23 protein-coding genes and 1 pseudogene are annotated in these 26,145 nt (G+C 72.0%); 9 read left to right on the plus strand and 15 right to left on the minus strand.

The window, feature by feature from the left end; translation table 11 throughout:
• From IG54_RS0132255 to glgB, 3 genes are all read left to right on the plus strand, one after another.
• Positions 1 to 331 (plus strand): alpha-glucosidase C-terminal domain-containing protein (locus tag IG54_RS0132255; protein ID WP_030792868.1); only part of this gene is annotated, 331 nt, incomplete at its 5' end.
• A 13-nt stretch (positions 332 to 344) separates the two neighbouring features.
• Positions 345 to 1,685: a maltokinase N-terminal cap-like domain-containing protein gene (locus IG54_RS43245; RefSeq protein ID WP_030792871.1), complete on the plus strand. Its 1,341-nt coding sequence runs from the start codon at positions 345 to 347 to the stop codon at positions 1,683 to 1,685.
• Positions 1,686 to 1,689: 4 nt separating this feature from the next.
• Positions 1,690 to 3,975 carry a 1,4-alpha-glucan branching enzyme gene (gene glgB, locus IG54_RS0132265; RefSeq protein WP_234336431.1) on the plus strand — a complete coding sequence of 762 codons (2,286 nt, stop codon included), beginning with the start codon at positions 1,690 to 1,692 and terminating at the stop codon, positions 3,973 to 3,975.
• A gap of 33 nt (positions 3,976 to 4,008) precedes the next feature.
• Here the strand turns inward: glgB and IG54_RS0132270 are convergent, their stop codons facing one another.
• The 3 genes from IG54_RS0132270 to IG54_RS0132280 all read right to left on the minus strand — a co-directional run bounded on the left by IG54_RS0132270 (position 4,009) and on the right by IG54_RS0132280 (position 6,378).
• Positions 4,009 to 4,416 (minus strand): hypothetical protein, encoded by a 408-nt coding sequence (locus IG54_RS0132270; RefSeq protein WP_051820246.1) that lies wholly within the window; start codon positions 4,414 to 4,416, stop codon positions 4,009 to 4,011.
• 130 nt (positions 4,417 to 4,546) lie between these two features.
• Positions 4,547 to 5,071, minus strand: a complete 525-nt coding sequence (locus tag IG54_RS0132275) for a DUF5709 domain-containing protein (protein ID WP_030792882.1) — start codon at positions 5,069 to 5,071, stop codon at positions 4,547 to 4,549.
• Positions 5,072 to 5,178: 107 nt separating this feature from the next.
• Complete coding sequence (locus tag IG54_RS0132280; RefSeq protein WP_030792885.1) at positions 5,179 to 6,378, minus strand: PP2C family protein-serine/threonine phosphatase; 1,200 nt, start codon at positions 6,376 to 6,378, stop codon at positions 5,179 to 5,181.
• A 181-nt stretch (positions 6,379 to 6,559) separates the two neighbouring features.
• Here IG54_RS0132280 and IG54_RS0132285 point away from each other — a divergent pair, with 181 nt between their 5' ends.
• Positions 6,560 to 7,600 carry a VOC family protein gene (locus tag IG54_RS0132285; protein WP_234336432.1) on the plus strand — a complete coding sequence of 347 codons (1,041 nt, stop codon included), beginning with the start codon at positions 6,560 to 6,562 and terminating at the stop codon, positions 7,598 to 7,600.
• Positions 7,601 to 7,633: 33 nt separating this feature from the next.
• A complete protein-coding gene (locus IG54_RS0132290) occupies positions 7,634 to 8,521 on the plus strand; it encodes a SigB/SigF/SigG family RNA polymerase sigma factor (protein WP_030792891.1) in 888 nt (295 codons plus the stop codon).
• A 38-nt stretch (positions 8,522 to 8,559) separates the two neighbouring features.
• Here the strand turns inward: IG54_RS0132290 and IG54_RS0132295 are convergent, their stop codons facing one another.
• The 3 genes from IG54_RS0132295 to IG54_RS0132305 form a co-directional block, all read right to left on the minus strand.
• On the minus strand, positions 8,560 to 9,105 hold the full coding sequence (locus tag IG54_RS0132295) for a hypothetical protein (protein ID WP_037898156.1): 546 nt from the start codon (positions 9,103 to 9,105) through the stop codon (positions 8,560 to 8,562).
• 88 nt (positions 9,106 to 9,193) lie between these two features.
• Positions 9,194 to 9,763, minus strand: a complete 570-nt coding sequence (locus tag IG54_RS0132300; protein WP_234336433.1) for a GNAT family N-acetyltransferase — start codon at positions 9,761 to 9,763, stop codon at positions 9,194 to 9,196.
• 224 nt (positions 9,764 to 9,987) lie between these two features.
• Positions 9,988 to 10,806, minus strand: a complete 819-nt coding sequence (locus IG54_RS0132305) for an inositol monophosphatase family protein (RefSeq protein WP_420712304.1) — start codon at positions 10,804 to 10,806, stop codon at positions 9,988 to 9,990.
• A gap of 143 nt (positions 10,807 to 10,949) precedes the next feature.
• Here IG54_RS0132305 and IG54_RS0132310 point away from each other — a divergent pair, with 143 nt between their 5' ends.
• Together IG54_RS0132310 and IG54_RS0132315 are read left to right on the plus strand one after the other, a co-directional pair.
• Positions 10,950 to 11,423: a carboxymuconolactone decarboxylase family protein gene (locus IG54_RS0132310; RefSeq protein ID WP_030792904.1), complete on the plus strand. Its 474-nt coding sequence runs from the start codon at positions 10,950 to 10,952 to the stop codon at positions 11,421 to 11,423.
• A gap of 213 nt (positions 11,424 to 11,636) precedes the next feature.
• Positions 11,637 to 14,033, plus strand: a complete 2,397-nt coding sequence (locus IG54_RS0132315) for an ATP-binding cassette domain-containing protein (protein WP_030792907.1) — start codon at positions 11,637 to 11,639, stop codon at positions 14,031 to 14,033.
• On the opposite strand, the gene IG54_RS0132320 is transcribed toward IG54_RS0132315, so the two are convergent.
• Positions 13,996 to 14,466, minus strand: coding sequence for an SRPBCC family protein (locus IG54_RS0132320; protein WP_030792909.1), 471 nt, complete (start codon positions 14,464 to 14,466; stop codon positions 13,996 to 13,998). The genes IG54_RS0132315 and IG54_RS0132320 overlap by 38 nt on opposite strands.
• Entirely contained in the window at positions 14,454 to 15,350 is an 897-nt protein-coding gene (locus IG54_RS0132325; RefSeq protein WP_030792911.1) for an RNA polymerase sigma-70 factor, read from the minus strand. The genes IG54_RS0132320 and IG54_RS0132325 overlap by 13 nt, the downstream gene beginning before the upstream one ends.
• Positions 15,351 to 15,527: 177 nt before the next feature.
• On the opposite strand from IG54_RS0132325, the gene IG54_RS0132330 reads away from it, so the two are divergent.
• The gene (locus IG54_RS0132330) at positions 15,528 to 16,061 is read left to right on the plus strand and encodes a GNAT family N-acetyltransferase (RefSeq protein WP_030792913.1); all 534 of its coding nucleotides are present in this window, start codon (positions 15,528 to 15,530) and stop codon (positions 16,059 to 16,061) included.
• A gap of 15 nt (positions 16,062 to 16,076) precedes the next feature.
• Here IG54_RS0132330 and IG54_RS0132335 read toward each other — a convergent pair.
• From IG54_RS0132335 to IG54_RS0132360, 6 genes and pseudogenes are all read right to left on the minus strand, one after another.
• A pseudogene (locus IG54_RS0132335) lies at positions 16,077 to 16,520 on the minus strand (5-amino-6-(5-phosphoribosylamino)uracil reductase); the annotation flags it as partial.
• 135 nt (positions 16,521 to 16,655) lie between these two features.
• A complete protein-coding gene (locus IG54_RS0132340) occupies positions 16,656 to 17,864 on the minus strand; it encodes an aromatic ring-hydroxylating oxygenase subunit alpha (RefSeq protein ID WP_037898151.1) in 1,209 nt (402 codons plus the stop codon).
• 120 nt (positions 17,865 to 17,984) lie between these two features.
• Positions 17,985 to 19,691 (minus strand): thiol reductant ABC exporter subunit CydC, encoded by a 1,707-nt coding sequence (cydC, locus tag IG54_RS0132345; protein WP_030792921.1) that lies wholly within the window; start codon positions 19,689 to 19,691, stop codon positions 17,985 to 17,987.
• Positions 19,688 to 21,403, minus strand: a complete 1,716-nt coding sequence (gene cydD, locus IG54_RS0132350) for a thiol reductant ABC exporter subunit CydD (protein WP_030792923.1) — start codon at positions 21,401 to 21,403, stop codon at positions 19,688 to 19,690. Before cydD ends, cydC begins: the two co-directional genes overlap by 4 nt.
• Positions 21,404 to 21,462: 59 nt before the next feature.
• Positions 21,463 to 22,494 (minus strand): cytochrome d ubiquinol oxidase subunit II, encoded by a 1,032-nt coding sequence (gene cydB / locus IG54_RS0132355; RefSeq protein ID WP_030792925.1) that lies wholly within the window; start codon positions 22,492 to 22,494, stop codon positions 21,463 to 21,465.
• Positions 22,495 to 22,530: 36 nt separating this feature from the next.
• Complete coding sequence (locus IG54_RS0132360; RefSeq protein WP_030792928.1) at positions 22,531 to 23,811, minus strand: cytochrome ubiquinol oxidase subunit I; 1,281 nt, start codon at positions 23,809 to 23,811, stop codon at positions 22,531 to 22,533.
• Positions 23,812 to 24,006: 195 nt separating this feature from the next.
• On the opposite strand from IG54_RS0132360, the gene IG54_RS0132365 reads away from it, so the two are divergent.
• Entirely contained in the window at positions 24,007 to 24,918 is a 912-nt protein-coding gene (locus tag IG54_RS0132365) for a LysR family transcriptional regulator (RefSeq protein ID WP_030792931.1), read from the plus strand.
• Between the two features lie 358 nt (positions 24,919 to 25,276).
• On the opposite strand, the gene IG54_RS0132370 is transcribed toward IG54_RS0132365, so the two are convergent.
• Entirely contained in the window at positions 25,277 to 26,116 is an 840-nt protein-coding gene (locus IG54_RS0132370) for a TioE family transcriptional regulator (protein WP_063756291.1), read from the minus strand.
• Positions 26,117 to 26,145: the final 29 nt, after the last annotated feature.

The following is a 26,145-nucleotide window of genomic DNA, read 5'->3' on the forward strand; positions in this document are numbered from 1 at the left end:
CAGGATGATCGAGATCCGCAAACAGAACCCCGCCTTCGGCCTGGGCACCTACACCGAACTCCCCTCCACCAACCCCGCCGTCCTCGCCTTCCTCAGGGAGTACGAGAACGACCTGGCACTGTGCGTGCACAACTTCTCCCGCTTCGCCCAGCCGACCGAGCTGAATCTGCGGGCCTACGACGGACGTCACCCGGTGGAGCTGATCGGCGGGGTGCGCTTCCCGGCCATCGGTGAACTGCCTTATCTCCTCACACTGGCGGGCCACGGTTTCTACTGGTTCCGCCTTACCGAACAGCCACGACGTCCGGCCGCACGCACGGTGCGCTTTTGAAGGGACGTGTCGCATGCTGAAGACCGCAACGCAGTCGCCCGGAAGCCTCAGCCCGCCGCGGCTGCTGACCTCATTGGCCGGAATACTTCGCGCATGGCTGCCCGAGCAGCGCTGGTTCGCCGGCAAGGGCCGGCCGGTCGCCGACCTGGCCGTCCTGTCCATGACCGAGCTGCACCCCGGGTGTCTGCACCTGCTGATCCGCACGGGGCCCGCCGGGCCGCCCGAAGACTGCTACCAACTGATCCTCGGCGTGCGGGAACACCTGCCGCCCCGGCTCCACCACGCGATCGTCGGCCGCCCCGAAGCGGGCCCGCTCGCCGGCCTCACCGTGTACGACGCCCTCCTGGACCCCTGGTCGGCGGGGCTGCTCCTCGAACGCCTGCGGGTCCCCGGCGAGATGGGCCCCCTGCGCTTCGAACGGGACGCGCGGACCGTCGTCCCGGAGGGGCTGCCGCCCCGGCTCCTCGGCGGGGAGCAGTCCAACACCTCGCTGGTGTACGGCGACGCGTTCATCCTGAAGCTGTTCCGCCGCGTGCAGTACGGCGTCAACCCGGACCTGGAGGTGCCGTGGGCCCTGGCCCGCCGTGGCTGCGCCCGGGTGCCCGCCCCCGTGGCCTGGTTCTGGACGACCGAGCCGCACACGGCGACGCTCGGCGTGCTCCAGCCGTTCCTGCCCGAGGCGACCGACGGCTGGACCCTGGCGCTGCGCTCCCTCTCCACGGGCGAGGACTTCACCGACGAGTCCTACGAACTGGGGCGCGCCACCGCCGAGGTGCATCTCGCGCTGGCCCAGGCCTTCGGCTCCGAGCCCCCGGACCCGTACGGAGGCAGCCCGCTGGCCGCCGCCATGACGGGGCGCCTGGAGACCGCGGCCCGGCAGATGGAGGCGCTGGTCCCCTATGTGTCCCGTCTGAAGACCGCGTACGGCGCCGTCGCGGGCCGCGGCCCCGGCCGCGAGGCCCAGCGCGTCCATGGCGACCTGCACCTCGGTCAGGTGCTCAAGGCCCGGCAGGAGTGGTTCATCATCGACTTCGAGGGCGAACCCGCCCGCCCGCTCGACGAACGACGGCGGGCCCAGGCCCCGATACGCGATATCGCGGGCATGCTCCGCTCCTTCGACTACGCCGCCCACAGCCGCCGCCCGTGGCGCTCCCAGTGGGTCAAGCGCTGCCGGGAGGCCTACTGCGCGGGGTACGCGGCGGAGTCGACGTGGGATCCGCGGGCGGAGGCCGAGCTTCTCAGGGCCTACGAGACGGACCGAGCGGTGTACGAGGCGCTCTACGAGGCCCGCCACCGCCCCGACTGGCTGCCCGTCCCCATGGCGGCGATCGCCCGCCTCGCACAGGAGAGCTGACGCCATGCAGACGACCGCAATGACAGCAACGGCAGGGACAGCAGCAACGGCAGGGACAGCAGCAGTCCCGGACCGCCTTCCCGCCGCCCCGCTCGACGCGCGGGACCGCGAGCGCCTCCTGTCGGGCACGCACCACGACCCGCACGCGCTGCTCGGCGCACACCCGGTGCCCGGCGGCATCGCGTTCCTGGCCCTGCGCCCGCATGCCCGGTCGGTCACGCTCGTCACCGAGGAGGGGACGGCCGGGCTGACCGACATGGGCGACGGCCTGTTCTCCGGTGTGCTGCCCCTGCCCGCGATCCCCGACTACCGGCTGCGCGTGGCCTACGACGACCAGGGCGCCGGGATCGAGTACGAGGACCCCTACCGCTTCCTGCCCGCACTGGGCGAACTCGACCTGCATCTGATCGGCGAGGGCCGGCACGAGGAGCTGTGGAAGGCGCTGGGCGCGCACCCGATGACCCATCAGGGCGTCGCCGGCACCCGTTTCACCGTATGGGCGCCGAACGCGCGAGGGGTGAGGGTCTGCGGGGACTTCTGCCACTGGGACGGGTCCGCCGCCTACCCGATGCGCTCGCTCGGCTCGACCGGCGTGTGGGAGTTGTTCGTACCCGGGATGGAGGAGGGGGCGCTCTACAAGTTCGACATCGCCCGCCCCGACGGCTCGCACACCCTGCGCGCGGACCCGATGGCCCGCCGCGCCGAGGTGCCCCCGGCGACCGCGTCCGTCGTCACGCGCTCCACGTACGTGTGGGGAGACGACGCGTGGATGGAACACCGCGCCGAGCGCCCCGTCTGCCAGGCGCCCTTCTCCGTGTATGAGGTCCATCTGGCCTCGTGGCGACCGGGGCTGACCTACCGTCAGCTGGCCGAGCAGCTCACGGCCTACGTCACCGAAGCGGGCTTCACCCACGTCGAGTTCATGCCGGTGGCCGAACACCCCTTCAGTGGCTCCTGGGGCTACCAGGTCACCGGCTTCTACGCCCCGACGTCCCGTATGGGCACGCCCGACGACTTCCGCCATCTGGTCGACACGCTGCACCGGGCGGGCATCGGCGTGCTCCTCGACTGGGTGCCCGCCCACTTCCCCAAGGACGACTGGGCGCTGGCGGCCTTCGACGGGGACCACCTCTACGAGCCGCAGGACCCGCGGCGGGCCGAACACCCCGACTGGGGCACCCTCACCTTCGACTACGGCCGCAAGGAAGTACGCAACTTCCTCGTCGCCAACGCCAGTTACTGGTGCGAGGAGTTCCACATCGACGGGCTGCGCGTCGACGCGGTCGCCTCGATGCTCTACCTCGACTACTCGCGCGACGAGGGGCAGTGGGCGCCCAACGAGTCCGGCGGCCGGGAGAACCTGGACGCGGTCGCGTTCCTCCAGGAGATGAACGCGACGGTCTACCGGCGCTCTCCCGGAGTGGTCACCATCGCCGAGGAGTCGACGGCGTGGGACGGGGTCACACGCGCCACGCACGACAACGGGCCGGGCGCCCCCAGCGGTCCGGCACGCGGCGGCCTCGGCTTCGGCCTGAAGTGGAACATGGGCTGGTCGCACGATTCGCTGGAGTACATCAGCCGCGACCCGGTGTACCGCGAGTACCACCACAACGAGATGACGTTCGCGATGGTGTACGCGTACAGCGAGAACTACGTCCTGCCTCTCTCGCACGACGAGGTGGTCCACGGCAAGCAGTCGCTGGTCTCCAAGATGCCCGGCGACTGGTGGCAGCGGCGTGCCAACCACCGCGCCTACCTCGGCTTCATGTGGGCCCACCCCGGCAAGCAACTCCTCTTCATGGGGCAGGAGTTCGCGCAGGGCGCCGAGTGGTCGGAGGAAAGCGGCCTGGACTGGGGGCTGCTCGACCCCTCCTATCCGGCGCGGCCGGACCACCATGGCGTCCTGCGGCTGGTGCAGGACCTCAACCACCAGTACCGCGCGACGCCCGCCCTCTGGGAGCGGGACAGCGAACCGGCAGGATTCTCGTGGATCGTGACGGACGCGGCCCAGGACAACGTCCTGGCGTTCCTGCGCCATGCCGCGGACGGGACGCCGCTCCTCGCGGTGTGCAACTTCTCGCCGGTCGTCCGTGACGCCTACCCGCTCGGCGTCCCCGAGGAGCCGCACGCCTGGCGGGAGGTCCTCAACACCGACGCGGCCCGCTACGGCGGCGGGGACGTGCGCAACCCGCAGCCGCTGAAGCCCGAACCCGAGGGCGCACACGGCCGCCCGGCCCGCCTGCGCGTCACCCTGCCGCCGCTGGCCACGGTGTGGCTGCGCCCGGAGTGACGGCAGGCGGAGGCCGGAATGGGCCCTCGCGCGTCAGCGGACGGTGATCTGGACGACGTTGGAGACGGCGCCGCGACCGACGACGCGGACCTTGTTGAGGCCCTTGAGGCCGAGCTTCACGCGCAGGTTGTACGTGTGGTTGCGGGCGGTGTTCATGTGGGCCGGCAGGGAGACCCACTTCTTGTGCTGGAGCTGCTGCAACGTCACGCGCGTGCCCGCGGGAAGGCGCGTGGAGGAGCCGTGGACGCGGAACTGCTGCCACGCCTTGACGGACTTCGCCGTGGCCTTCGCGGTCAGTGTGGGCCGCGGCGCCGACTCGTGCGCGGCCCCCTTGCCGGTGGTGTCGGAGGGGGTGTCGAGCGCGTGCGCCGCCGTGAGGGGGGCGGCGCACAGCAGCAGACCGGCGCCGAAAGTGACGGCACGCGTCAGGGCAGGATTCATGCGATCTCCAGAGGGGCCAGAGGGAGGGGACCGCAGTAATTTAAGACGATTCATCCCCATTTCCCTGGAATGACATGCCCTGACGTGCGCCGCCACTCGAAGTGGTCACCCCGGTGCCCCACCCGGGTGGTCAGCCGCCCGTACCCCTGGAGTCCGCGGGATCCTCGCCCTCCGCGGGGATGATGTGTACCGCTGCCTCCTCGGCGGAGGCCGCCCCGCCGTCGACGCCCATGTCCTCGCCGACCATGTCCTGTTCCGCGGCGTCCTCCGGGTCCTCCGTGGCCCCCTCGTCCGGGGCGAACAGGCGTCCGGCGCGGGCGTCTCCCACCTCCGCCTCGTCGATCGGTTCGCCGTCGGTGTCGGTCGTGTCGCCGATGCCGTCGTCGTCCTCGCCGGGCGCGGGGACCTCCAGGGCGGGGTCGGGCACCTCCTCGGAGAGCCGCTCGTCCAGCGTCTCGCCCTCTCGCTGCTCCTCGGCGGTGGTCCCGGTGTGGTTCACCCCGAGAGGGCGCTCGGGAGGCGACCAGCCTTCGTCGTAAGGGTCGGACGCGCGGTCGTTGAGCGTGTCCTCGGGGTCGAGGATGCCCTCGTCCTCGCGGACCTCTTCCGCGTCGGGCTGGTAGACCTCGTCGCCCATGACGTCGTCGTTGTCCATGGTGCTCGTACTCCTTCATGCGCGGCGTGGTGCCGATGTCATGCGTGTATCCACCCTGATCCAGAACACACGTTCAGGCACGTGGGGAGGTCGCCGGGCGCGCCGAATCAGCGGGTGCGGGGCGGACGCCATTCGAGCAGCAGCAGTGTCGCGTCGTCCCGCAGCTGGTTGTCCTGCCGGTCGAGGATGGAGTGGATGAGCTGGCGCAGCGCCTCCGGAGCCGGTTCACCCGCGGCCGTGGCGCGGATGATGCTGTCGGTGAAGCGTTCGAGGCCGAACTCGGAGTCGCCTCCCGTGCGCAGCTCCGTGACGCCGTCGGTGTACATCAGGACGCGGTCGCCCGGCTGGAGCGCCTCCTCGTGCACCTCCCACTCGACGCCGGCGAGCAGCGCGGGCGTGCCCAGGGGCGGCTGGGCGGGCCGTTCGAGCGCGCGGTCGAGCACGCGGTGGTCCCGGATCAGCAGGGGCGGGGGATGGCCGCAGTTGCACCAGCGCAGGACCCCTCCCGCCAGGTCCAGCTGGGCGAGGATGCCCGTGCAGAACTGCTCGGGCAGCCACCGCGCGAGCGCCTGCTGGACGGTGTCCACCAGCTCGGGCAGCTCGGCCTCCGCCCGGCGGGCGTTGCGACAGCCGGCCATGGCCACGGCGGTCGTCAGGCCCGACATGAGGTTGTGGCCCATGGCGTCGAGGATCGTCACGTACAGGGTGGAACGCGTCAGGGCGTGGTCGAAGACATCGCCGCCGATGTCGTAGGCCGGTTCGAGGACGGCGGTCGAGATGACGTCGGAGTTGCCGATCGTCCGGGGCGGCAGAAAGGCCCGGAGCATCTCGGCGGGCAGCTGCATCACCTCGGAGCGTGTCCGGCGCGCGAAGGTGTCGCTGGCGGCGCGCTTGGAGGTGATCACCATGGCCAGGATGGAGGCGAGCGTGCGGCAGCGCCGCAGCAGCACCCCGTCGATGGCCGACGCCGTGGCGCCGATGACGCCGAGGCGTTCGACCCCGTCGATCAGCGGCAGCCAGGTGGTGATGCGGCCGTGCGCCAGTTCCTCGACGCGCAGCGTGTGGGCCCGGTAGGCCGAACCGGCTACGGAGGAGTCCACCCCGAGGGCGGGCGGCCCCTCGGCCAGCGGCACCAGATGGCGCTGTTGCAGATCCACCAGGTATACGTCGATCCGGTCAAGCCCCGCCGCGTCGGCGAAGCGCTGCACGAGGGCGGGCAGCTCCATCGGGGTCGCCGCATGCGCGGAGGCGAGCAGTTGTTCGAGTAGTTGCTCTCCGGGGCCGGGGGCCCTGGGTTGGCTCGCCATCTGTGATCACCACCTCACCGGCAGTCTCACACCAAGGCCCGGATCCTGCCCGAATTCAAGGCCTCGAAGTCCGGCCGGAAGGTGCCCTTGGTCCCGCGGGTGAGTGAACAAGGTCCCGGTACGCGGCCTGCTGTTCGCGGAACACCACCACAGACAGCAGCGACGGGCCGAGGAGAAGGCTGTGCCAAGGGACATCGGTGTGAGCGGCGAGAGCGGGCACGGGACCGGCGGGGCCGACGGAACCCGGCAGCCCGGGGGAGGGCGGCCGACGCGGCGCACGGCTGCCCCGGGCCGGGCGGCGTGGCCTCCCGCGTGGGCGGGCGGCAGGCCGACGCGGGAGTCCGTACGGGAGTCCGTACGCAGCGCCCGCGGCCTGCGACCGGTACCGCCCGGCGGGCGGGGGCCCTCCGCATCCGAGCCCGGCGGGCAGCGGGCCGCCGCGCCCGCCGGAAGCCCGCCGCCGGGCGCCACGCGGGTGGCACGCGGCGCGCCCTGCTGGCTGAGCCTGGCCGCGCGGGACGTCCGGGCCGCCGAGGAGTTCTACGGCCGGGTCCTCGGCTGGTGCCACGTGCCGCTGCTCGGCCCGCCGGGCAAGGCGCGTTCCTTGATGCTGAAGGCCGGGGCGCCGGTGGGCGCCATCGGCAGCACCACCTGCGAGTCGGGCGTCCACGCGGGCTGGATGCCGTACTTCGCCGTCGACGACGTCGACGCCGCCGTCGGGCGGCTCCGCGACCGGGGCGCCACCGTGGCGGTCGGACCGCTGGCCACCCCCGCCGGGCGGGCCGCCGTGGCCGCCGGGCCGGACGGCGCGGTGTTCGGACTGCGCCCGCACGCCCCGGACCCCCGGTGGACGGTGGGGCAGGGCCCGGTCGGCCGCCTTGAACTGCACACGCGCGACATCTTCGCCGCGGCGCTCTTCTACGGCGGCGTACTCGGCTGGGCGGGCCCCGGCGACAGCTGCGCCGTGGAGTACGTGCACGAGCAGATCGTGGTGCGGGACGGGGCGCGCCGCGTCGCCGCACTCACGCAAGGGGCGGCGCCCGGCACCGAGGCCCGCTACCGCTGGCACACGTCGTTCCGCGTGGCCGACGTCGACGCGGCCGCCGCGGCCGCCGTTCGCGAGGGCGGACGCGTCATCGCACCACCGCGCGGGTCGGGCGCCCGGCGGGAGGCCGTGCTGGAGGATCGCGAGGGAGTCCCCTTCACCGTCCTCGAGAGCTGAACCGCGCACGTCACGACTTTGGGGAAACAGAGGATGTTCGTTCGAACCATCGAGGCGGAACTGGCCGCTGATCCGACCGAGGGGACGCAGGGTGAGGCCGCCCCTCTGCCATGGATCGAGGAAGCCCACCAAGTAGCGCCGAAGGACGCCAGGGAACTGTCGAAGCTCTTCTTCGACCGGCTCGCCACGCTGGAGGACGGCTCGCCCGACCACGCGTACACCCGCGACACCCTCATCGAGATGAACCTCTCCCTCGTCCACTACGTGGCGGGCCGGTTCCGCAATCGCGGCAACGGCCAGCTGGAGGACATCGTCCAGGTCGGGACCGTGGGCCTGATCAAGGCGATCGACCGGTTCGACGTGAGCCGCGGCTTCGAGTTCGTGTCGTTCGCGGTGCCCTGCATCCTCGGCGAGATCAAGCGCTACTTCCGCGACACCAGCTGGGCCGTGCATGTGCCGCGTAGATTGCAGGAGTTGCGTACGCGACTGTCCAGGTCCCAGGAGCGGCTGAGCACCGTGCTCGGCCGCGAGCCCACGGTCAAGGAGCTGGCGGCCGACCTGGAGGTGACCGAGGAACAGGCGCTGGAGGCGATCGTGGCCGCCAACGGCTACCTCGCCGGCTCCCTGGACGCCCCGCACGGCTCGGCCGACGAGGCCGACACGTACCGCAGCGGCCGCACGCTCGCCGACGTCATGGGCGCGCCGGACCCCGCCATCGAGGTCTTCGAGCACGTCCACGCCCTGGCCCCGCTGCTCGCCGAACTCGACGAGCGGGAGCGGCGCATCATCGAGATGCGCTTCGGCCAGGAGATGACCCAGGCCGAGATCGGCGCCGCCCTCGGCATCTCGCAGATGCACGTGTCACGGCTGCTCTCGCGGACCCTGGCCGAACTGCGGACGGGCCTGCTCACCCGGGAGTGACCGGGCAGGCGCGGACCACCCGCGAGACGGTCAGGTCATCAGGTCTGCCGGCGGTGGCGCTGGTAGTAGGCGTACGTCAGGGCGAGCACCAACGGACCCCACAGGGTGATCAGGCCGCTGACCGAGGCAGCCAGGATGTGCCACCACACGTTGTCGTAGGGGCCGTCCGAGAACCCGGCGATACCGAAGGTGCACAGGGTCCAGTCGACCAGCAGCGCGGTGAAGAGCAGACCTCCGAGGGTCCCGGGGATGATCACCACGAAGGGCGGGACGCGTCTGCCGCGGAGGACGGGAACCCAGCCCGGCACGACTTCGCCCCACGGACGCACCAGGCCGCGGCACAGCAGGGCGAACGTCTCGGACAGGAGGCTGAGCACGACGACGTAGGACACATTGGCCCACCGCCCCCACGTCATCGGGGGACCGTCGATGCCCATCATGAAGTCGAACCCGATGGGCAGCCGCCACAGGCATACGGGCAGGCCGATGAGGGGGATCAGGCGCGCGGCGCGCTCGGCCCAGAGCGGCACGGGCCGCTCGGTCCCGCCGGCCACACGCAGGGTGTTCGTTTCGCTGATTGCCATGCGTCCACTGTTGTGGAACCACGGTGCGCGGAGATCGGGCCGGAGCATGATCCGCTTCCCCCGCGCGGCGGAGGTTGCCGGCAGGGAACTACTCCTGCTCCCTCTCGACCCGGTAGGGGCGCAGACCGCGTGCTCGGTAGTTGCCGAGAGCGCGGGGGTGGTCGGTCGTGGAGGTGTGGAGCCACACCCGGCGCACGTCGCGTGCGCCGATTGGCTCGGTCGCCCATGCCTGCCGCAGCGCGAGGGTCAGCGCGTAGCCGCCGAGGCCCCGGCCCACGTACGGGGGCAGCAGCCCGAAAGCGGTGACCTCCACGTCGCCGCCGGGCTGCGGTTCGAGGTAGGCGACGCCCGCGGGTTCGCCCTCGAAGGTGATCAGCCAGTACTGGCGCAGTGGCCGGGCCGCCTGGTGTGCGTCCCACTCCTCCTCGGTGCGGTAGGCCGCGCTCCAGCCGTGGGCCTCGCCGACCTGCCCCTGGACGCTTCGGACCAGCGGCGAGTCAGGGGCCAGGAGGCGCAGGCCGAGTCCGGGGGCGACCGGCGCGGGTCGAAGCTCTCCCGGGTCTGTCATCTCCAGGTAGGTGATGGTCTTCCGAGGGCGGGAGGAGCCCGACGGCGAGTCGGGGCCGGGCGCGGCCGTCCGCGCGGATCCGTCGTTCACGGGTGTCACCTCGGCGGTGTGGTCTGTGGTGGTCTTTGGTGGTTGTGGGGGCGGGCTGCTCACCTGTCATGATGCGTCAAGAGAGCGCTGTGTGGCGGAACTTCACCGGCCTCAGCCGTGACGTCGTCGCCGGAAGCGGCGCCGAGAGGCAAGCGCGCGTGCTGACGGCCAACGCCCTCCGGCCGCTCACGCGGCCGTCCGCTGCTCAGGTCGAACCCCGGCGCTCAGCCGCGGATCACCGACATCAACAACTCATGCGTCCCGGCGTCCGCGGCCGCCACGAGCCCCCGCACCCCAGGGCCGACCGGAGCGCCGTCGACTCCGGTGACCACGCATCCAGCGGCCCGGCACAGGGCGATGCCGGCGGCGAAGTGGACGCTCTCCGACAGGTCTTGGCCGTCGGTGACGTACGCGGCACGCCTGCCGGCCGCGACCCAGGCCAGCGCCAGCGTCGAGGAGACGACCCGCGGGCGGAAGTGCTCGGCGAACCGCGGCCGGGCCAGCAGGTCGACCGCCCGGAACCCGGGGGCGCTCGGGAACGGCGGATCCAGGTTGACGTCCACCAACCCCGTGGCGGACGTGGGCGCCAGGGGCCTGTCGCCGTCGTCGTCCCGGACCCACGCGGACTCGCCGTCGGTGCAGAAGACCTCGCCGCCGAACGGATCCGCCACCGCCGCCGCGCCGCCCCTCAACGCCACGTTCACGGCCACCACCATGGTGCCCGCGGCGTAGTTCAGCGTGCCGCACAGCGGGTCGACACGCCATTGGCGTGCGGCACCGGCCGTGCCCTGCTGCCCGCCCTCCTCGCCGAGCACCCCGTCCTCGGGCCGCGCGGCGCGGAGGGTGGCGAGGATCGCCTCCTCGGCCGCCACGTCGGCGGCGGTGGCGAAGTCCCCGGCTCCCTTGTCGATGCGGGCGAGCCGTCGCCCGTAGAGGTCGCGCACCACGTCCGCGCCCGCGCGGGCCGCGGCTATGGCGACTTCGGTGTCGTGGATGCCGTCGGTGTCGGCGGTGCTGTCCCTGGCGATGATCGAGTCGGTCACGGTGCGCAGATTAGCGAGGCGCGGGGCCGGTCGACGGCCCCGAGTCGGGGAGACGCACGTCACATCGAGGGGTGTCACATCCGTCGGTGGCCGGTCCGTCAAAGGGGTGTAGCCACCACAACGGCAGAGGAGCAGCACCCACCATGGACGCACGCCTGAACTTCTTCACCAGCCCGATCGCGGGCAAGGCCCTCAAGCACTTCACCTCCGCGGGCAAGGCGCTCGCGGAGTCGACGCTGCCGGCCTCGACACAGGAACTCGTGAAGATCCGCGCCAGCCAGATCAACGGCTGCGGATTCTGCCTCGACATGCACACCAAAGAGGCCGCCGCCGCGGGGGAGACCCCGCTGCGCCTCAACATGATCGCCGCCTGGCGCGAGGCGAAGGTCTTCACCGACGCCGAGCGGGCCGCGCTGGAACTGACGGAACAGGGCACCCGCATCGCGGACGCGGCCGGCGGCGTCACGGACGAGGTCTGGGCGGACGCCGCCAAGCACTACGACGAGGAGCAGCTCACCGCCCTGGTGTCCCTGATCGCCCTCATCAACGCCTTCAACCGGCTGAACGTCATGGTCCAGCAGCCCGCCGGCGACTACGAGGTCGGCCAGTTCGGCTAGTTCGGGTAGTTCGGCCAGGAAACAGCCCCGGTGCCCGGTAGCTTCCGCCGGGCACCGGGGCTTCTTCACGTGCAGATCAGTAATGGAGAAGCGTGGCCGCCGGGCCACGGCTAGCGTGACCGCCATGGACACCCCTGAAGCGGCCGACCCCGACAGAAGCGCCCCCGCGGCGCTCCGCGAGCCGAGTACCGCTGCCCTGCCGATGGAGACACGATGAGCAAGCCCAAGAGGACGGACCCGCGGTCGCCCGCGTCGCACGCCGCCGACAGCCACGACCTGATCCGGGTGCACGGCGCTCGGGAGAACAACCTCAGGGACATCAGCATCGAGATCCCCAAACGCAGGTTGACGGTGTTCACCGGGGTGTCCGGTTCCGGCAAGAGTTCGCTGGTGTTCAACACGATCGCCGCCGAGTCGCAGCGGATGATCAACGAAACCTACAGCGCCTTCGTGCAGGGCTTCATGCCGACCATGGCGCGGCCCGACGTCGACGTGCTCGAAGGGCTGACGACGGTCATCACCGTCGACCAGAGCCGGATGGGCGCCGACCCGCGCTCCACGGTCGGCACCGCCACCGACGCCCACGCGATGCTGCGCATCCTCTTCAGCCGCCTGGCCGAGCCGCACATCGGCCCACCCAGCGCGTACTCCTTCAACACCGCCTCGGTCCGGGCCAGCGGCGGGATCACCGTCGAACGCGGCTCCGCGAAGACCAAGACCGTCAAGGCGACCTACCAGCGCACCGGCGGTATGTGCACGCGCTGCGAGGGCCGGGGCACGGTCTCCGACATCGACCTCACCCAGCTCTACGACGACTCCAAGTCGCTCGCCGAGGGCGCGTTCACCATCCCCGGCTGGAAGTCGGACAGCCAGTGGACCGTGCAGACCTACGCCCAGTCCGGCTTCGTCGACCCGGACAAGCCGATCCGGCAGTACACCAAGAAGGAGATGCAGGCCTTCCTCTACGGAGAGCCGGTCAAGGTCAAGGTCAACGGCATCAACCTCACCTACGAGGGCCTGATCCCGAAGATCCAGAAGTCGTTCCTCTCCAAGGACAAGGAGGCGCTCCAGCCGCACATCCGGGCGTTCGTGGAACGGGCGGTCACCTTCACCACCTGCCCGGAGTGCGACGGCACCCGCCTCAGCGAGGGCGCCAGATCGTCGAAGATCAAGCGGAAGAGCATCGCCGACCTGTGCGCGATGGAGATCAGGGACCTGGCCGAGTGGGTGCGGGACCTCGAAGAGGCGTCGGTGGCCCCGCTGCTCGCCTCGCTGCGGCAGACCCTCGACTCGTTCGTGGAGATCGGTCTCGGCTACCTCGCCCTCGACCGGCCCGCCGGCACGCTCTCGGGCGGTGAGGCGCAGCGCGTCAAGATGATCCGCCACCTCGGCTCCTCGCTCACCGACGTCACCTACGTCTTCGACGAGCCCACCGCGGGCCTGCACCCCCACGACATCCAGCGCATGAACGACCTGCTGCTGCGCCTGCGCGACAAGGGCAACACGGTCCTCGTCGTGGAACACAAGCCGGAGATGATCGCGATCGCCGACCACGTCGTGGACCTCGGTCCCGGCGCGGGACAGGCCGGCGGCACCGTCTGCTTCGAGGGCCCCCTGGAGGGGCTGCGGGCCTCCGGCACGAGCACCGGGCGGCACCTCGACGACCGGGCCGCGGTCAAGGAGACCGTACGGAAGTCCACGGGCGCGCTGGAGATCCGCGGCGCGACGGCGAACAATCTGCGGAAGGTCGACGTCGACATCCCGCTCGGGGTGCTCACGGTCATCACCGGGGTGGCCGGTTCCGGCAAGAGTTCGCTCGTGCACGGATCGGTTCCCGCCGACGCGGGAGTGATCTCGGTCGACCAGAGCCCGATCAAGGGCTCGCGGCGCAGCAACCCCGCGACGTACACCGGGCTGCTCGACCCCATCCGCAAGGCGTTCGCCAAGGCCAACGGCGTCAAGCCGGCGCTGTTCAGCGCCAACTCCGAGGGCGCCTGCCCCACCTGCAACGGCGCGGGCGTCATCTACACCGACCTCGGGATGATGGCCGGGGTCTCCACGACCTGCGAGGACTGCGAGGGCAAGCGGTTCGACGCGTCGGTGCTCGACTATCGCCTCGGCGGCCGCGACATCAGCGAGGTGCTCGCGATGCCGGTGGCCGAGGCCGAGGAGTTCTTCGGCTCCGGGGAGGCGCACACCCCGGCCGCCCACAAGATCCTGGCGCGGCTCGTCGACGTCGGGCTCGGCTACCTCACCATCGGCCAGCCGCTGACCACGCTGTCCGGCGGCGAGCGGCAGCGGCTCAAGCTGGCCACGCACATGGGCGACAAGGGCGGTGTCTACATCCTCGACGAGCCGACCACCGGACTGCACCTCGCCGACGTCGAGCAGTTGCTCGGCCTGCTGGACCGGCTCGTCGACTCCGGGAAGTCGGTCATCGTCGTGGAGCACCACCAGGCCGTCATGGCGCACGCCGACTGGATCATCGACCTCGGCCCCGGCGCCGGCCACGACGGCGGCAGAATCGTCTTCGAGGGCACCCCCGAACAGCTGGTGGCCGCGCGCTCCACCGTCACCGGGGAGCACCTCGCGGCGTACGTCGGGAGGTGAGCGCGGCATCGGCGGTCCTGAGGATGCCGCCGAACGTACGGGTGATGACGGGCCGTGCGACCCGCCGGGTGAGGAGCGGGCCGAGCAGTGGGACCGGAACCTCGGCGCGGGTCGTCCAGCACACCCGCGTGCCGCCGTCGACCTCGGTGAACGTCATACGGCCGATCTCGTGCCTGGACGGCGGCACGCTGCGGTCGACGACGTACTCGGTGGCGTACGGCGGGTCGTAGCGGGTGATGCGTTCCCGGAACCAGCCGATCAGCCAGAGGTGTCCGCGCACCGCGCCGACACCGTAGGGCACGCCCTCGCCGTGCCGGAGCAGGCGGCAGCGCAGCACCAGGGGCGAGCGCGTGTAGTGGGTGGTCGTGGTGAGCCAGGCGAAGACGTCCTCGATCGGGGCGTCGATGGTGCGTTCGACCGTCATGGTTTCCATGGCGGGGCTCCTCCTCGGTCGAGGGTGTGCACCGTGTCGGCACGGCGCAGCTTGTCGGGGTTGCGGATGCCGTACAGGCCGGTGATCCGCCCGTCGTGGATCTCGAAGGCGAGCAGCCAGTCCAGCTCACCGTCCGCGAGGAACCGCGCCGCGGGCATGCCGTTGCAGATGCCGTGCTCGACGGGGGCGGCCGCGTGGTGGAGACGGGCCAGACCGAGGACGAACCGGGCGACGTCGTCGCGGCCGACGATCGGGCGGCGGGCGGCGGAGACCTTCCCGCCGCCGTCGGAGATCTGCACGACATCGGGTGCCAGCAGGTCCATCAGAGCCTGGATCTCGCCCGTCGCCGCCGCGCGCAGGAACCGCTGGACGATCTCCCGGGTGGCGGCGGAGTCCGGTTCGAACCGGCGTCGCCGCGCGTGGACGTGCCGGCGGGCACGGTGAGCGATCTGCCGGACCGCGACCTCGGTCTTCCCGATCGTGGCGGCGATCTCCGGGTGGGTGTAGCCGAATACGTCGTGCAGGACGAAGACCGCGCGCTCGGCCGGGCTCAGCGTCTCCAGGACGAGCAGTACGGCCATCGACACCGACTCGGCAAGGACGGCGTCCTCGCTCACCTCGGGGGTGGTGCGGATCGGCTCGGGCAGCCAGTTGCCGACGTACTCCTCCCGCCGTGCCTTGAGCGCGCGCAGGTGGTTGAGGGCCTGGCGGGTCACCACGCGGACCAGGTAGGCGCGCGGATGCTCGACCGTCGCCTGGTCGACGGCGCTCCACCGCAGATAGCTCTCCTGGAGGACGTCCTCGGCGTCGGTGGCGCTGCCGAGCATCTCGTAGGCGATGGTGAACAGCAGCGGACGGTGTTCGATGAACGCGTCCTCGGTCATGGGCGTCGGCCCCTCGCTTCCCTGCGCGGCTCCTCTCCCGGGGGTTCCCGGGTGTTCATCGAGACACGTCGGACGCCCGGACCGTGACACGCGGTGACTGTGATCCCCTTCACAAGGCGCGCGGCCCGGCCCGGCGCCGATTACCGGTGAAGCTCTCCCCTTGGGCAGGATGGGGCCATGACCGAGATCCGCACCCCCCGCCTCCTCCTCCGCCGCTGGCACGACGGCGACCTCGCGCCCATGGCGGAGATCAACGCGGACCCGCGCGTCATGCGCCTGGTCGACGACGGCCGCGTCCGCGACCTCGAACAGACGGCGGAGGAGATCGAGCGGTGGGAGGAGGAGTGGGACGACGAGGGTTACGGCCTCTTCGCCGTCGAACTCCTCGCCTCGGGCGAGCTGGCCGGCTTCACGGGTCTCTTCGTCCCCGAGTTCCTCCCGGAAGCGGCGTCCGACGCGGCCATCGGCTGGCGGCTCGGCGCGCAGTTCTGGGGCCAGGGGTACGCCTCCGAAGCCGCCCAGGCCACACTGGAGTTCGCCCTCCAGGACCGCGGCCTCGAACGGGTCGTCGCCATCCACCGGGCGGAGGACCAGGCCTCCGAGAACGTCGTCCGCAAGCTCGGCATGGCACTGGAGCGCGAGACGACGCACCCGGTGTCCGGCCACGCGCTGCGGGTCCACGGCATCGACCTCACCGAGTACCAGGCCTGACGCGGAGCGGCCCGCCTACAGCAGGTGGGCGTTGGGCGCCTTCGCCGCGTCGGCGTACTCGGGCAGTTCGAGGACGGTGACGCCCGCGGCCTCCAGGGACTCCGTGCCCCGCGCGCAGGCGGTGACCACACGGCGGAGCCCGGATCCGCCGATCAGCCCGGTGCGGGGCAGGGGCCGGGGCCGCGCGGAGGGTTCCGCGCACGGTCCGAGCGAGCTGTACAGCGTCGCGTCGGACAGCCGCGGGTCGCCGGCGTCGACCTTGGCGAGGACGCTCTCCTCGGCGTGGGCGTCCGTGTCCCGCTCGCGGGAGTGGGCGCGGGCCAGCTCCGTGCCGTCGTCGGCGACGATGACCGCCCCCACGCTGAACGCGCTGTCCGAGGGCGGGCACTGGGTGGCGAGCCGGCAGGCGATGGCCAGCCAGGCCCGGTCGGCGACGGTGGGCTGGTCGCCGGGCCCGGGGCGGCCGCAGGCTTTGGGGGTACGGTCCTCGTTCACGTCGTCGTTCATACGGTGCAGGCCTCCTTGTTGGCGTAACGGAGGAGTACCACGCAGGCGCCAGGAGAAGCCGTATCCGCCGTGGGGGCCCGGCACGGCTCAGGCCGCGCTCCCGGCCTCCGTCAGGCGGCCCGCCAGATACCGCTGGAACTGCCACAGCGGGCGCTCCAGATGGGAGAAGCGTCCGCCCGACGGGGCGGGGTCGGTGGCCAGGCCGCGCTGCACGCCCCGCACGGCGACCAGATCCTCGTTCTGGATCACCTCGAACTGGCGCCTCGACGCCTCCACGTACGCCTCGAACCCGGGCTGCCGCTTGGCGTGAGCGGGGACCAGCACCGTCACGAGCGCGTCGTGCGTGACCGGCCCTGTCGGCACCCAGCGCACGAACGTGACGCTGTCGGGCAGCAGGGCCATCACCAGGTTCGGGAAGACACCGGCGACCGTCATACCGGACAGCTGCCGGGCGCCGAGCCCGGGGATGAGCGTGCCGACCATGGGCGTACCGTCCTCGCCCGCCGCGCCGTCCTCCCCTACCGCGTCGGCCGCGAAGGGGGTGTACATGCTGAACCACCGTCCGTCGCTCTCGTCGACGACGGTGTCCTTGCCAGGGACGAGGACGTCGAGCGTGCCGGCGTGCGTGCCCATGTGGTGGTAGTTCTCCGAGCCGTTCTCGAAGGCCACCTTCCAGTTGGCGGGCACCCCGTCCCACCGGTCCGTGTACGCGACCACCAGATCCGCGAGGCCGTACGGCGCGAGCCGTTCGGCAAGCCCCGTCAACTGCGGTGCGAGTGGCGGCGCTTCGGGGTCGGCGCAGACCATGAGCAGGCCGTTCCACACCTCCAGGCGGTAGCGGGGCAGGCGGCACGCGGCGCGGTCGAAGCCGACCTTGCTCATCATGGGGGCGCCGGCCAGCTGACCGGCGTACTCACCGTTCAGCCGGTACGTCCAGGTGTGGTAAGGACACATGAGGCGCTCCAGGGACCCCTGCTCGGGGGCCGTCTCGGGCGGCAGGATGTCCATGAAGCGGTGCCTGCACACCCGGGACAGCGCGTGCAGCCCGCCGTCCTCGTCGCGGGTGACGACCAGCGGCTCACCGGTCGCGTCGGTCCGCAGGTAGTCGCCCGGCCGGGCGACCTGGTCGACGTGGCCCACGCACAGCCAGTCGCCGCGGAAGACGCGGTCGTGTTCGAGCCGGTGGAAGGCCTCGTCGGTGTAGGCGCGGGCGGGCAGGGTCTCGCCGCGCTCCAGGGGGAGTGCGGAAATCCGCGCCAGCTCGGTGAGCAGGGCGTGAAGCGTGTCGTGCAGCATGGTGCCACCGCCTTCGTCCGGGATCTCCTTCCAGGCTGGGCGGCGGTGCGCCGCGGCGAATCGCCGCCGGGTACGACATTCCGGTACATCCTTCGGATTACTGACCGCATTACCGGCATATCACTCGGGGGCAAGGTGGGGCCCGCCCGGCAGGGTCACGACGTGGTCTGCGGCGGCGAGCCCCGCCCGCTCGTGGGTGACCAGGAGCGTCGTGCGCCCGCGTGTGGCGTCGAGAATGTCGGCGAGCACGGCGGCCGCCGTCTGCGGATCCAGCCCCTCGGTGGGTTCGTCCAGCACCAGCACCGGCGGGTCGGCGAGCAGCGCGCGGGCCAGCAGCAGGCGGCTGCGCTGGCCGCCCGACATCGCGGAGCCGTCCCCGCCGAGGTGGGTGTCCCAGCCGTCGGGCAGCGACTCGATCCACTCCAGGAGCCGGGCCCTGCGGGCCGCTTCGCGCAGGTCGGCGTCCGTGGCGTCGGGGCGGGCCAGCAGGAGGTTGGCGCGGATCGTCGCGTGGAAGACGTGCGCGTCCTGCGTCATGCCGGTGATCACGCGCCGGGCATCGGCTCCCGAGACCTCGCGCAGTTCGCGCCCGCCGACGCGGATGCTCCCCGCCTCGTACGGGACGAAGCGCATCAGCGCCGCGATCAGCGTCGACTTCCCCGAGCCGCTCGCGCCGACGAGCACGACGCGGCGGCCGGGCGGCAGCCGCAGGCTCACCCCGTCCAGGGCCGGGAGCCCACCGGGGCGGTGGCGTACCCGCAGACCGGTGATGTCGACGCCGAGCGGCCCGTCGAGGGGGAGCGGGGCCGGGCGGGGCGGTTCGGCCACGGGCGGCGGCGTGTCGAACAGAACCGCCAGCCTCCCCGCCGAGGCCCGTACCTCCGACAGACGGCGGGCCGCGGCGGGCAGCGGCGCGAGGGCCTCGAAGGAGACCAGCGCGAGGACCACGAGGACGGTCAGCTGCACGGCGGGCAGCGCACCGTCCGCGTGCGCGCGCAGCGCGCACCGGGCGACACCGACCGTCGCCCCGCCCTGGAGCAGCAGCACCGCGGCCGAGGCGAGTGACGTGGTCAGGGCCTTACGGCGCTCCAGCGCGGCGATCCGGGCACAGGCGTGCCGCACGCGCGCGTGGGCCCGGTCCCGCGCGCCGTACGCGGCGAGGTCCGCCGCGCCCTCGGTCAAGTCCAGGGTGAGAACGGCCAGTTCGCCGCGTGCCGCCTTCTCCGCGTGGCCCGCGCGGCGGGACAGCGCGAGCACCAGGGCGGGTACGAGGAGTCCCGCCACGGCCAGCAGCAGACCGAGCGGTACGCCCGCCGGGGGCAGCAGCACCGCGGCCGTCCCGGTGGCGGCCGCGGCCACCACGCAGGCTGCCGCGGCCGGGATGAGCACCCGGAGCAACAGGTCCTGCGCGGCGTCGACGTCATCGACGAGCCGGGTCAGCAGGTCGCCGCCGCGGAAGGCGGGCGTGCCCGCCGGGGCGAGCGGCACCAGCGCTTCGTACACCCGGGTGCGGAAGCCCGCGACGGCCCGCAGGACGCTGTCGTGGCCGAGGAGCCGGTCGGTGTAGCGCAGCGCGCCCCGGCCCAGGGCCAGCGCGCGTACGGCGACGATCGCGAGGCTCACCGACGCGAGCGGCGGCTGCTGCGCGGCGCGGGTGATCAGCCAGGCGGCGGTCGCCATCAGCGCGGCGGCGGCGAGTTCACTGCCCGCCGCGGCGAGCGCGGCGGGCAGCAGCCTGCGCCAGTACGGCAGGAGATGCCGAAGGAGCCGCAGGGTGGGGCGGGGGATGTGCCGCGGGGCGGCTGCCGTGGCGGTGGGCGAGGTCATGAGGCCACCAGCCCTTCTGCGAGCGGCGGTCGGGGGACGGTGAGACGACCCGCGCGTACGGTGACGACCCGGTTGGCGTGGGGCAGCAGGCTCGTCCGGTGAGCGACCACGAGCGAGGTCCTGCCCCGCATCAGGGCGACCGTGGCGCGTGTGACGGCGGCCTCGCTGCCGGGGTCGAGGTGGGCGGTCGGTTCGTCGAGCAGCAGCACAGGGGCGTCCTTGAGGAACGCGCGGGCGAGCGCGATCCGTTGGCGCTGGCCGGCGGAGAGCCCCGCGCCACGCTCCCCGAGCATCGTGTCGTACGCCTGTGGCAGCGCCTCGACGAAGTGGTCGGCGAAGGCCGCCCGCGCCGCCTCCCGTACCTCGTCGTCGCCCGCGTCGGGGCGCCCGAGACGGATGTTGTCCGCGACGGACGCCGCGAACAGATGGGGGCGTTGTGGAACCCACGCCACCTGGGCGCGCCACTCGTCGGCGTCGAGGTCGGCGAGGTCCGTGCCGCCGACCGCGACCCGGCCCTCACCGGGGCTCACGAAGCCGAGGAGCAGCGCAAGCAGGGTGGACTTGCCCGCCCCGCTCGGTCCGACCAGGGCCACGTGCTCGCCGGGGTGTACGGCGAGGGAGACCTGGTGGAGGGCGGGCGCGGCGCGACCGGCGTACCGGACGGTGACCTCGTCGAGGGACAGGTGCGTCCGGCCGGTGGCGCGCGGCGGGCGGGCTTTGATGGGGGCGCTTGGAGCGCCGTCGTCGGGATCGTCGCCGCGCTCACCGGCCTCGTCGAGGAGGGCGAAGACCCGCTCGGCCACCGCGACGCCCTCGGCGCTGTCGTGGAAGGCGGCGCCCGCGGCACGCAGCGGCAGATACGCCTCGGGGGCCAGGAACAGCACGGTCAGCGCCGTACGCAGCTCCAACTCGCCCCCGAGCAGCCGCAGTCCGACCGGGACGGCCACCAGCGCCACGGAGAGGGTGGCGACCGTCTCCAGGACGAAGGAGGAGAGGAACGCCACGCGCAACGTCCGCATGGCGGCACGCCGATGGGCGTCCGCCATCTCGCCGACCACCCGGGCCTGGTGCCGCTCGCGGCCGAACGCGCGCAGCGTCGGCAGCCCCGCCACCACATCGAGGAAGTGCCCGCCGAGGCGCGAGAGCAGCGCCCACTGCCGGGCGGTGCGCCGCGCCGTGTGCATGCCGACGAGCGCGCCGAACACCGGGATCAACGGCAGCGTCACGGCGACGATGAGGGCCGAGGTCCAGTCGGTCCACGCCAGCCAGGCGACGACCGTGACGGGCACCACGGCGGTGGCCGTCATCGTGGGCAGATAGCCGACGACGTACGGGTCCAGGGCGTCCAGGCCGCGGGTGAGCAGCGTGGCCGTCTCGCCGTGGCGGCGGGCCGCGAGCCGCAGCGGGCCGGTGTGCCGCAGCCGGCCGGTGATCCGGTCCCGCAGCGCGTGTTTGGCGTCGGCCGCGGCGCGCTGCGCGAGCCCTCCGCGCGCCCAGGTCAGCAGCGCGCGCAGCGCCATGACGGTACCCAGCGCGGCCAGCGGCACGGTGGGTGAGCCGCGCCCGGCGAAGCCGTCCGCGAGGACCGCGGCCAGCAGGCCGGCCTGGGCGATGACGAGCCCGGCGCCGAGGAGCGCCAGCGCCGCGGAGCACGTCATATGGCGCCGCAGCACGGGGAGTTCACGCAGCAGTCGGCGTTCGACCGGCTTCATCGTGGAGGCCTCTCGTCGCGGGTGGGGTTCGGTGGCAGTCGCTCAGGATCGGCGGCCGGTCAGAAGTAGCTGGGGTGACGGCGGCCCGTCCGCCCGCGGAAGGCCCACCAGCTCCACGACTGGTAGGCGAGGATCACCGGGATCAGTACGACCCCGAACGCGGTGAGGATCCGCAACGTGACGCCGTCGGTGACCGCGTGCCCGACCGTCATCCCGCCCCCGGCCGCGTCGACCAGGACGTAGGGGTAGTGACCGGCCCCTATGAGCAGTACGGGCAGTACGGTCGCGCAGCAGGTCGCCGCGAACGCCCGGACGCGGTGCCCCCGCGAGAGGGACCACCAGGCGCAGGCGAGCGCCGCCGCGAACAGGGCGGTGAGGGCCACCGAGGTCACGCGGTTGGTCATCGAGGCACCAGCGCCGAAGAGCGTGAGCAGCAGCGGCAGACAGCCCACGGCCGCGGCCGCTCGCACCAGCGCGGCCCCCAAGTGCCGGGCCCTGACGGCGATGTGAGGGGCGGAGCGCAGGCTGACGAAGGCCGCCCCGTGTGCCGCGAAGAGCAGCGCGGTGGTCAGTCCGCAGGCGAGCACGAACGGCGTGAGCACGTCACCGGCCCCGATGTGGAAGCTGCCGTCGGACCGGCGGGGCACGCCGTGGAGCAGCAGTCCCAGCAAGAGCCCCCAGCACCCGGCGGGCAGCGCCCCGCCGAACACGATCAGGGCGTCCCACCACCGGCGGCCGAGGGTGCTGTGGGCGCGGCCGCGCAGCTGGACGGCGGCGTTGCCGAGGACCAGGCCGACGAGGATCGCCACGATCAGCGGATACATGCCGGACAGCAGGCTGCCCTCCAGGTGCGGGAAGGCCCCGAAGAGGACACCGGTGAAGGCGACCAGCCAGACCTCGTTGCCCAGGAAGAACGGCGCGATGGCGTCCAGGGCTGCGTTGCGGCCCGGCTCCTCGGCCTCGGGGCCGGGGCCCTCCCCGTCGCCGAGGAGGGGGTGAAGCATCTGTACGCCGTAGTCGTAGCCGCCGAGCACGAAGTACCCGGCGAGAAGCAGGCCGAGGAGGGCCAGCCAGAGGGTCTCCAGACTCATTTCGTCCAACTTTCCATGGGACCGGGGGAGTTCATCTCAGTACGCCGCTATTTCTGTACGTGTGGCGGGCGAGTCGCCGGGGAGCGGTTCGGTGGCGCCGAGCTGGGTGGCGTCGGGGCCGCGCAGGGCGAAGCGCGTGATCAGGGTCCAGTTCGTCACCGCGAGCGCCAGGAAGATGGCGATGAATACGGCGCAGGAGACGGTCAGCGCGGCCGTACCGACCGGGGAGGCGGCGTCCTCGACCGTCAACTCGCCGTACACGAGCCAGGGTTGGCGCCCCACCTCGCGGACGATCCACCCGCCGACGGCGGCGATGAAGGGGAAGGGGACCGTCGCCACCAGGAGGTACAAGAGGACGCGGCGGCGGAGGAGCCAGTCCTTCCAGAGCAGGGCGACGGCGATGAGCGTGATGGTGGACACCGTGTTGCCGATGATCGTCATCACGTCCATCGAGATCCGGATCGTGTCCTGCCAGGGCACGTAGTCGCCGGGCCCGTACTCCCCGACGAGTCGCGCCTGTACCTCCGCGACGCCACTGTTCCGAAGGACCGCGTGCTTCATCGGCTGGGTCCGCTCGATCACGGGCCGCTGCATCTCGCCGACGACGACCACGAAGAAGGAGGCGAGCATGCTCACCCACAGCCCCAGCCGCAGCGAACCGCGGAACAGGTCGGTCTCCTTGGTGCCCCGGATGAAGTGCCACGCGCTGACCCCGGCGACGAAGACGCCGCCCGTCGTCAGTGCGGCGAGCGCGATATGGCCGAGGGCGACCAGTGCGCTGCCGTTCGTGAGCAGCGCCCCGAAGTCGGTCAAGTAGGCCTCGCCGCCCCGGACTTCGTAACCGACGGGGTGCTGCATGAAGCCGTTGGCGACCATGATCCAGTATCCGGAGGCATACGCGGTCAGGGCGACGAGCCAGATGAGCGTGACGTGCACGCCCTTGCGCAGGCGCCCCCAGCCGAAGATCCACATGCCGAGGAAGGTGGACTCGGCGAAGAACGCGATGAGGGTCTCCAGAGCCAGCGGGGCACCGAAGACATTGCCCGCGAACTTGCTCAGCCCGCTCCAGCTGAGCCCGAACTGGAACTCCATGACGAGGCCGGTGACGATGCCGACCGCGTAGTTGATGACGTAGAGCTGACCCCAGAAGCGGGTCATGCGCTCCCGGACGGCTCTCGTGACGGGATCTCGGGTGTACGCGGCCCGCGTATGCATGATCGCGACGAGGGGGACGAGCCCCATGGTGAGGATCACGAACAGCCAGTGGATGCCGGTCGTGGCCGCGAACTGGAGTCGGGCCAGGTCCGCAGCGCTCATGATGCGACCTACTTCTGTGGGAGACGGACGGGGAAGACGGAAGGGTGGTGGGGGCGGTGGCCCCGCTGAGATGACCGTAGGGAGAATTGCTTATGCGTTCCAAGACCGGTTTCGTCATGTGCAGATGACGCGGGGGGCATAAGCGAGGCCGGAAGACGTGAGGGAAGCCGACCGACATGGGTGAAGGTGGATCAGGTGGATCTTTTGCAGTTGCGCTACTTCCAGACGGTGGCCCGTTACGAGCACATCAGCCGCGCCGCCGAGGAACTGCGGATCGCCCAGCCCTCGCTGAGCCGCGCCATCGCACGCCTGGAGACCGATCTGGGCGCCGCGCTCTTCGACCGGCAGGGCCGCCGCATCCGGCTCAACCAGTACGGCGTGATCTTCCTGCGCCATGTCGACCGAGCCCTGAGCGAGCTGGACGACGGGCGCAGGGCTGTGCGGGAAGCCCGGGACACGGGTCTCGGCAGGGTCAGCGTCGCCTCCGAGACCCTGCTGACGATCACCCCGCTCCTCGGCAGTTTCCGGGCCGCCCACCCGCGCGCCGATGTGCGGCTCTTCCAGTCGAACGCGCAGGAAATGGACCGTCAACTGCGCGCGAGGGAGGTCGACTTCTGTGTGGCGTCACAGCCGTTGAGCGGGGCCCATTTCGAGGCGGTCGAGCTGGACCGTGAGGAGGTGCTGCTCGCGGTGCCGCGCGGGCACCGGCTCGACGGGCGGGAGAGCGTGACGATCCGGGAGATCGCCGACGAGCCCTTCGTCACCACGCGCGTGGGCCATTGGCAACGCGCCCTGCTCGACCGGCTGTTCGCATCCGAAGGGCTCACGCCCCTGATCTCCTGCGAGGGCGACGAACCGGCCGCCAGCCAGGACATGATCAGCGCCGGGCTCGGCATCGGCCTGATCCCGGCGGTGTCCCGCAAGGTCGGCTCGCACTCGCGGGTCCCCGTGGCCTGGGTGCGGGTGGACGCGCCCGACTGCGTGCGCGTGCTCACCCTCGTATGGAACCGCGACACTCATCTCTCCGAAGCGGCCCTGAAGTTCAGGGAGTTCACCACGGGGAGGCCCTTCGTGACCCACCACCTCCCGGAACCGCATCGCGAGTGAGATTAGGCAGGCCCCTCGCGAGGGGCCGCCCGCTCGGCGGCGTCCAGGGCGCGTGCGGCGCAGGGGCTACGCGTTCACCGGGGCCCCGGCGCCGGCCCCCGCTTGCCCGGCCTGATGCCGGGGCTCGTCCCGCGGTCCCGGACGCTCTTGCGCCGTGCACCGCAGGCACGCGTCTCCCGCGTGTACCGAGGACTCCAACCAGTAGGCGCCAGTCAGCAGTTGGCCTTGTGCGAACGCGGCGAAATCGCCGTTTACGTCATCCATGTGCCGATTAACGAGATCTGCTCGCGCCGGTGCCGCGGGAAGACAACCTCACGGCCCGGAAACCGTCCATGTGCCTGAACTTCTCTTCACAGAGTCATGAACCGGGAAAGAGCGGGCAGGCGGAGGGGCTTCGCGGGTGGCTTGGCGGGTGGCTCGGCGGGGTGGCCTCCGCGTCGCGGACCGGCCGCTGTCGACCGGCGGAGCACGCGGCCCCGGGCGCGTCGATGCCGAGCAGTTCGACGTACCGCGCGACCTCGACCGACGCGCTCAGCATGGCGAGACCCCGGGTGGTGAGGGCCTTCCGCCAGTCGCCGAGGGCGGCGTGCAGGGCCTGCGTACCGCCCGCTGTCCGGATCTGTTCGACGATGGTGCGGATGCGGTCGAGCCGATGGCCGCCCCGCCGGAGCAGCAGCGTCAGCTCCGCGTCGCGCAGGTCGTCCGCGCTGTACGAGCGGCGCCCGGAGAGGGGCTCGCGACGCGGGACGAGGATGCCCGCCCGCTCCCAGTTGCGCAGGGTCGCCGCGGTGACGCCGAGGCGGTGGGCGAGTTCCCCGACGCTGAACCCCTTGGTGCCGGTAGGAGGTCGGGGCGCTGAGCCCGCGGACGGGGCGAGGTCTGCCAGGGCCACCTCGACCGTGTCGAGCGTCTCCCGGTCGCGCAGCAACTGGGCGTGGCCGCGGTCGATGGCCGTCAGCGCCGCGTCGGCGTCCCCCGTGTTCAGCGCGCGCATGACCTGGCCGCTCACCGCGTATCCGTGCGCCGGCAGAAGTGCCAGATAGGCGCGCAGCGCCGCCGCGTGCACCGCCGTGTAGGCCCGGTAGCCGCTCTCGGTACGGTCGGCAGGGGGAAGGCACCCGTCCTGCTCGTAGTTGCGGACCGCCTGGGTGGAAATGCCGTGCTCGCGGGCGAGGTCGACCGGACGCAGGAATCTCATGGATTGCGACTTTACCCGCTGCTCTCGCG

It is taken from the genome of Streptomyces sp. NRRL S-920, from assembly GCF_000717945.1.
In the GTDB taxonomy this organism is placed as follows: domain Bacteria; phylum Actinomycetota; class Actinomycetes; order Streptomycetales; family Streptomycetaceae; genus Streptomyces; species Streptomyces alboniger.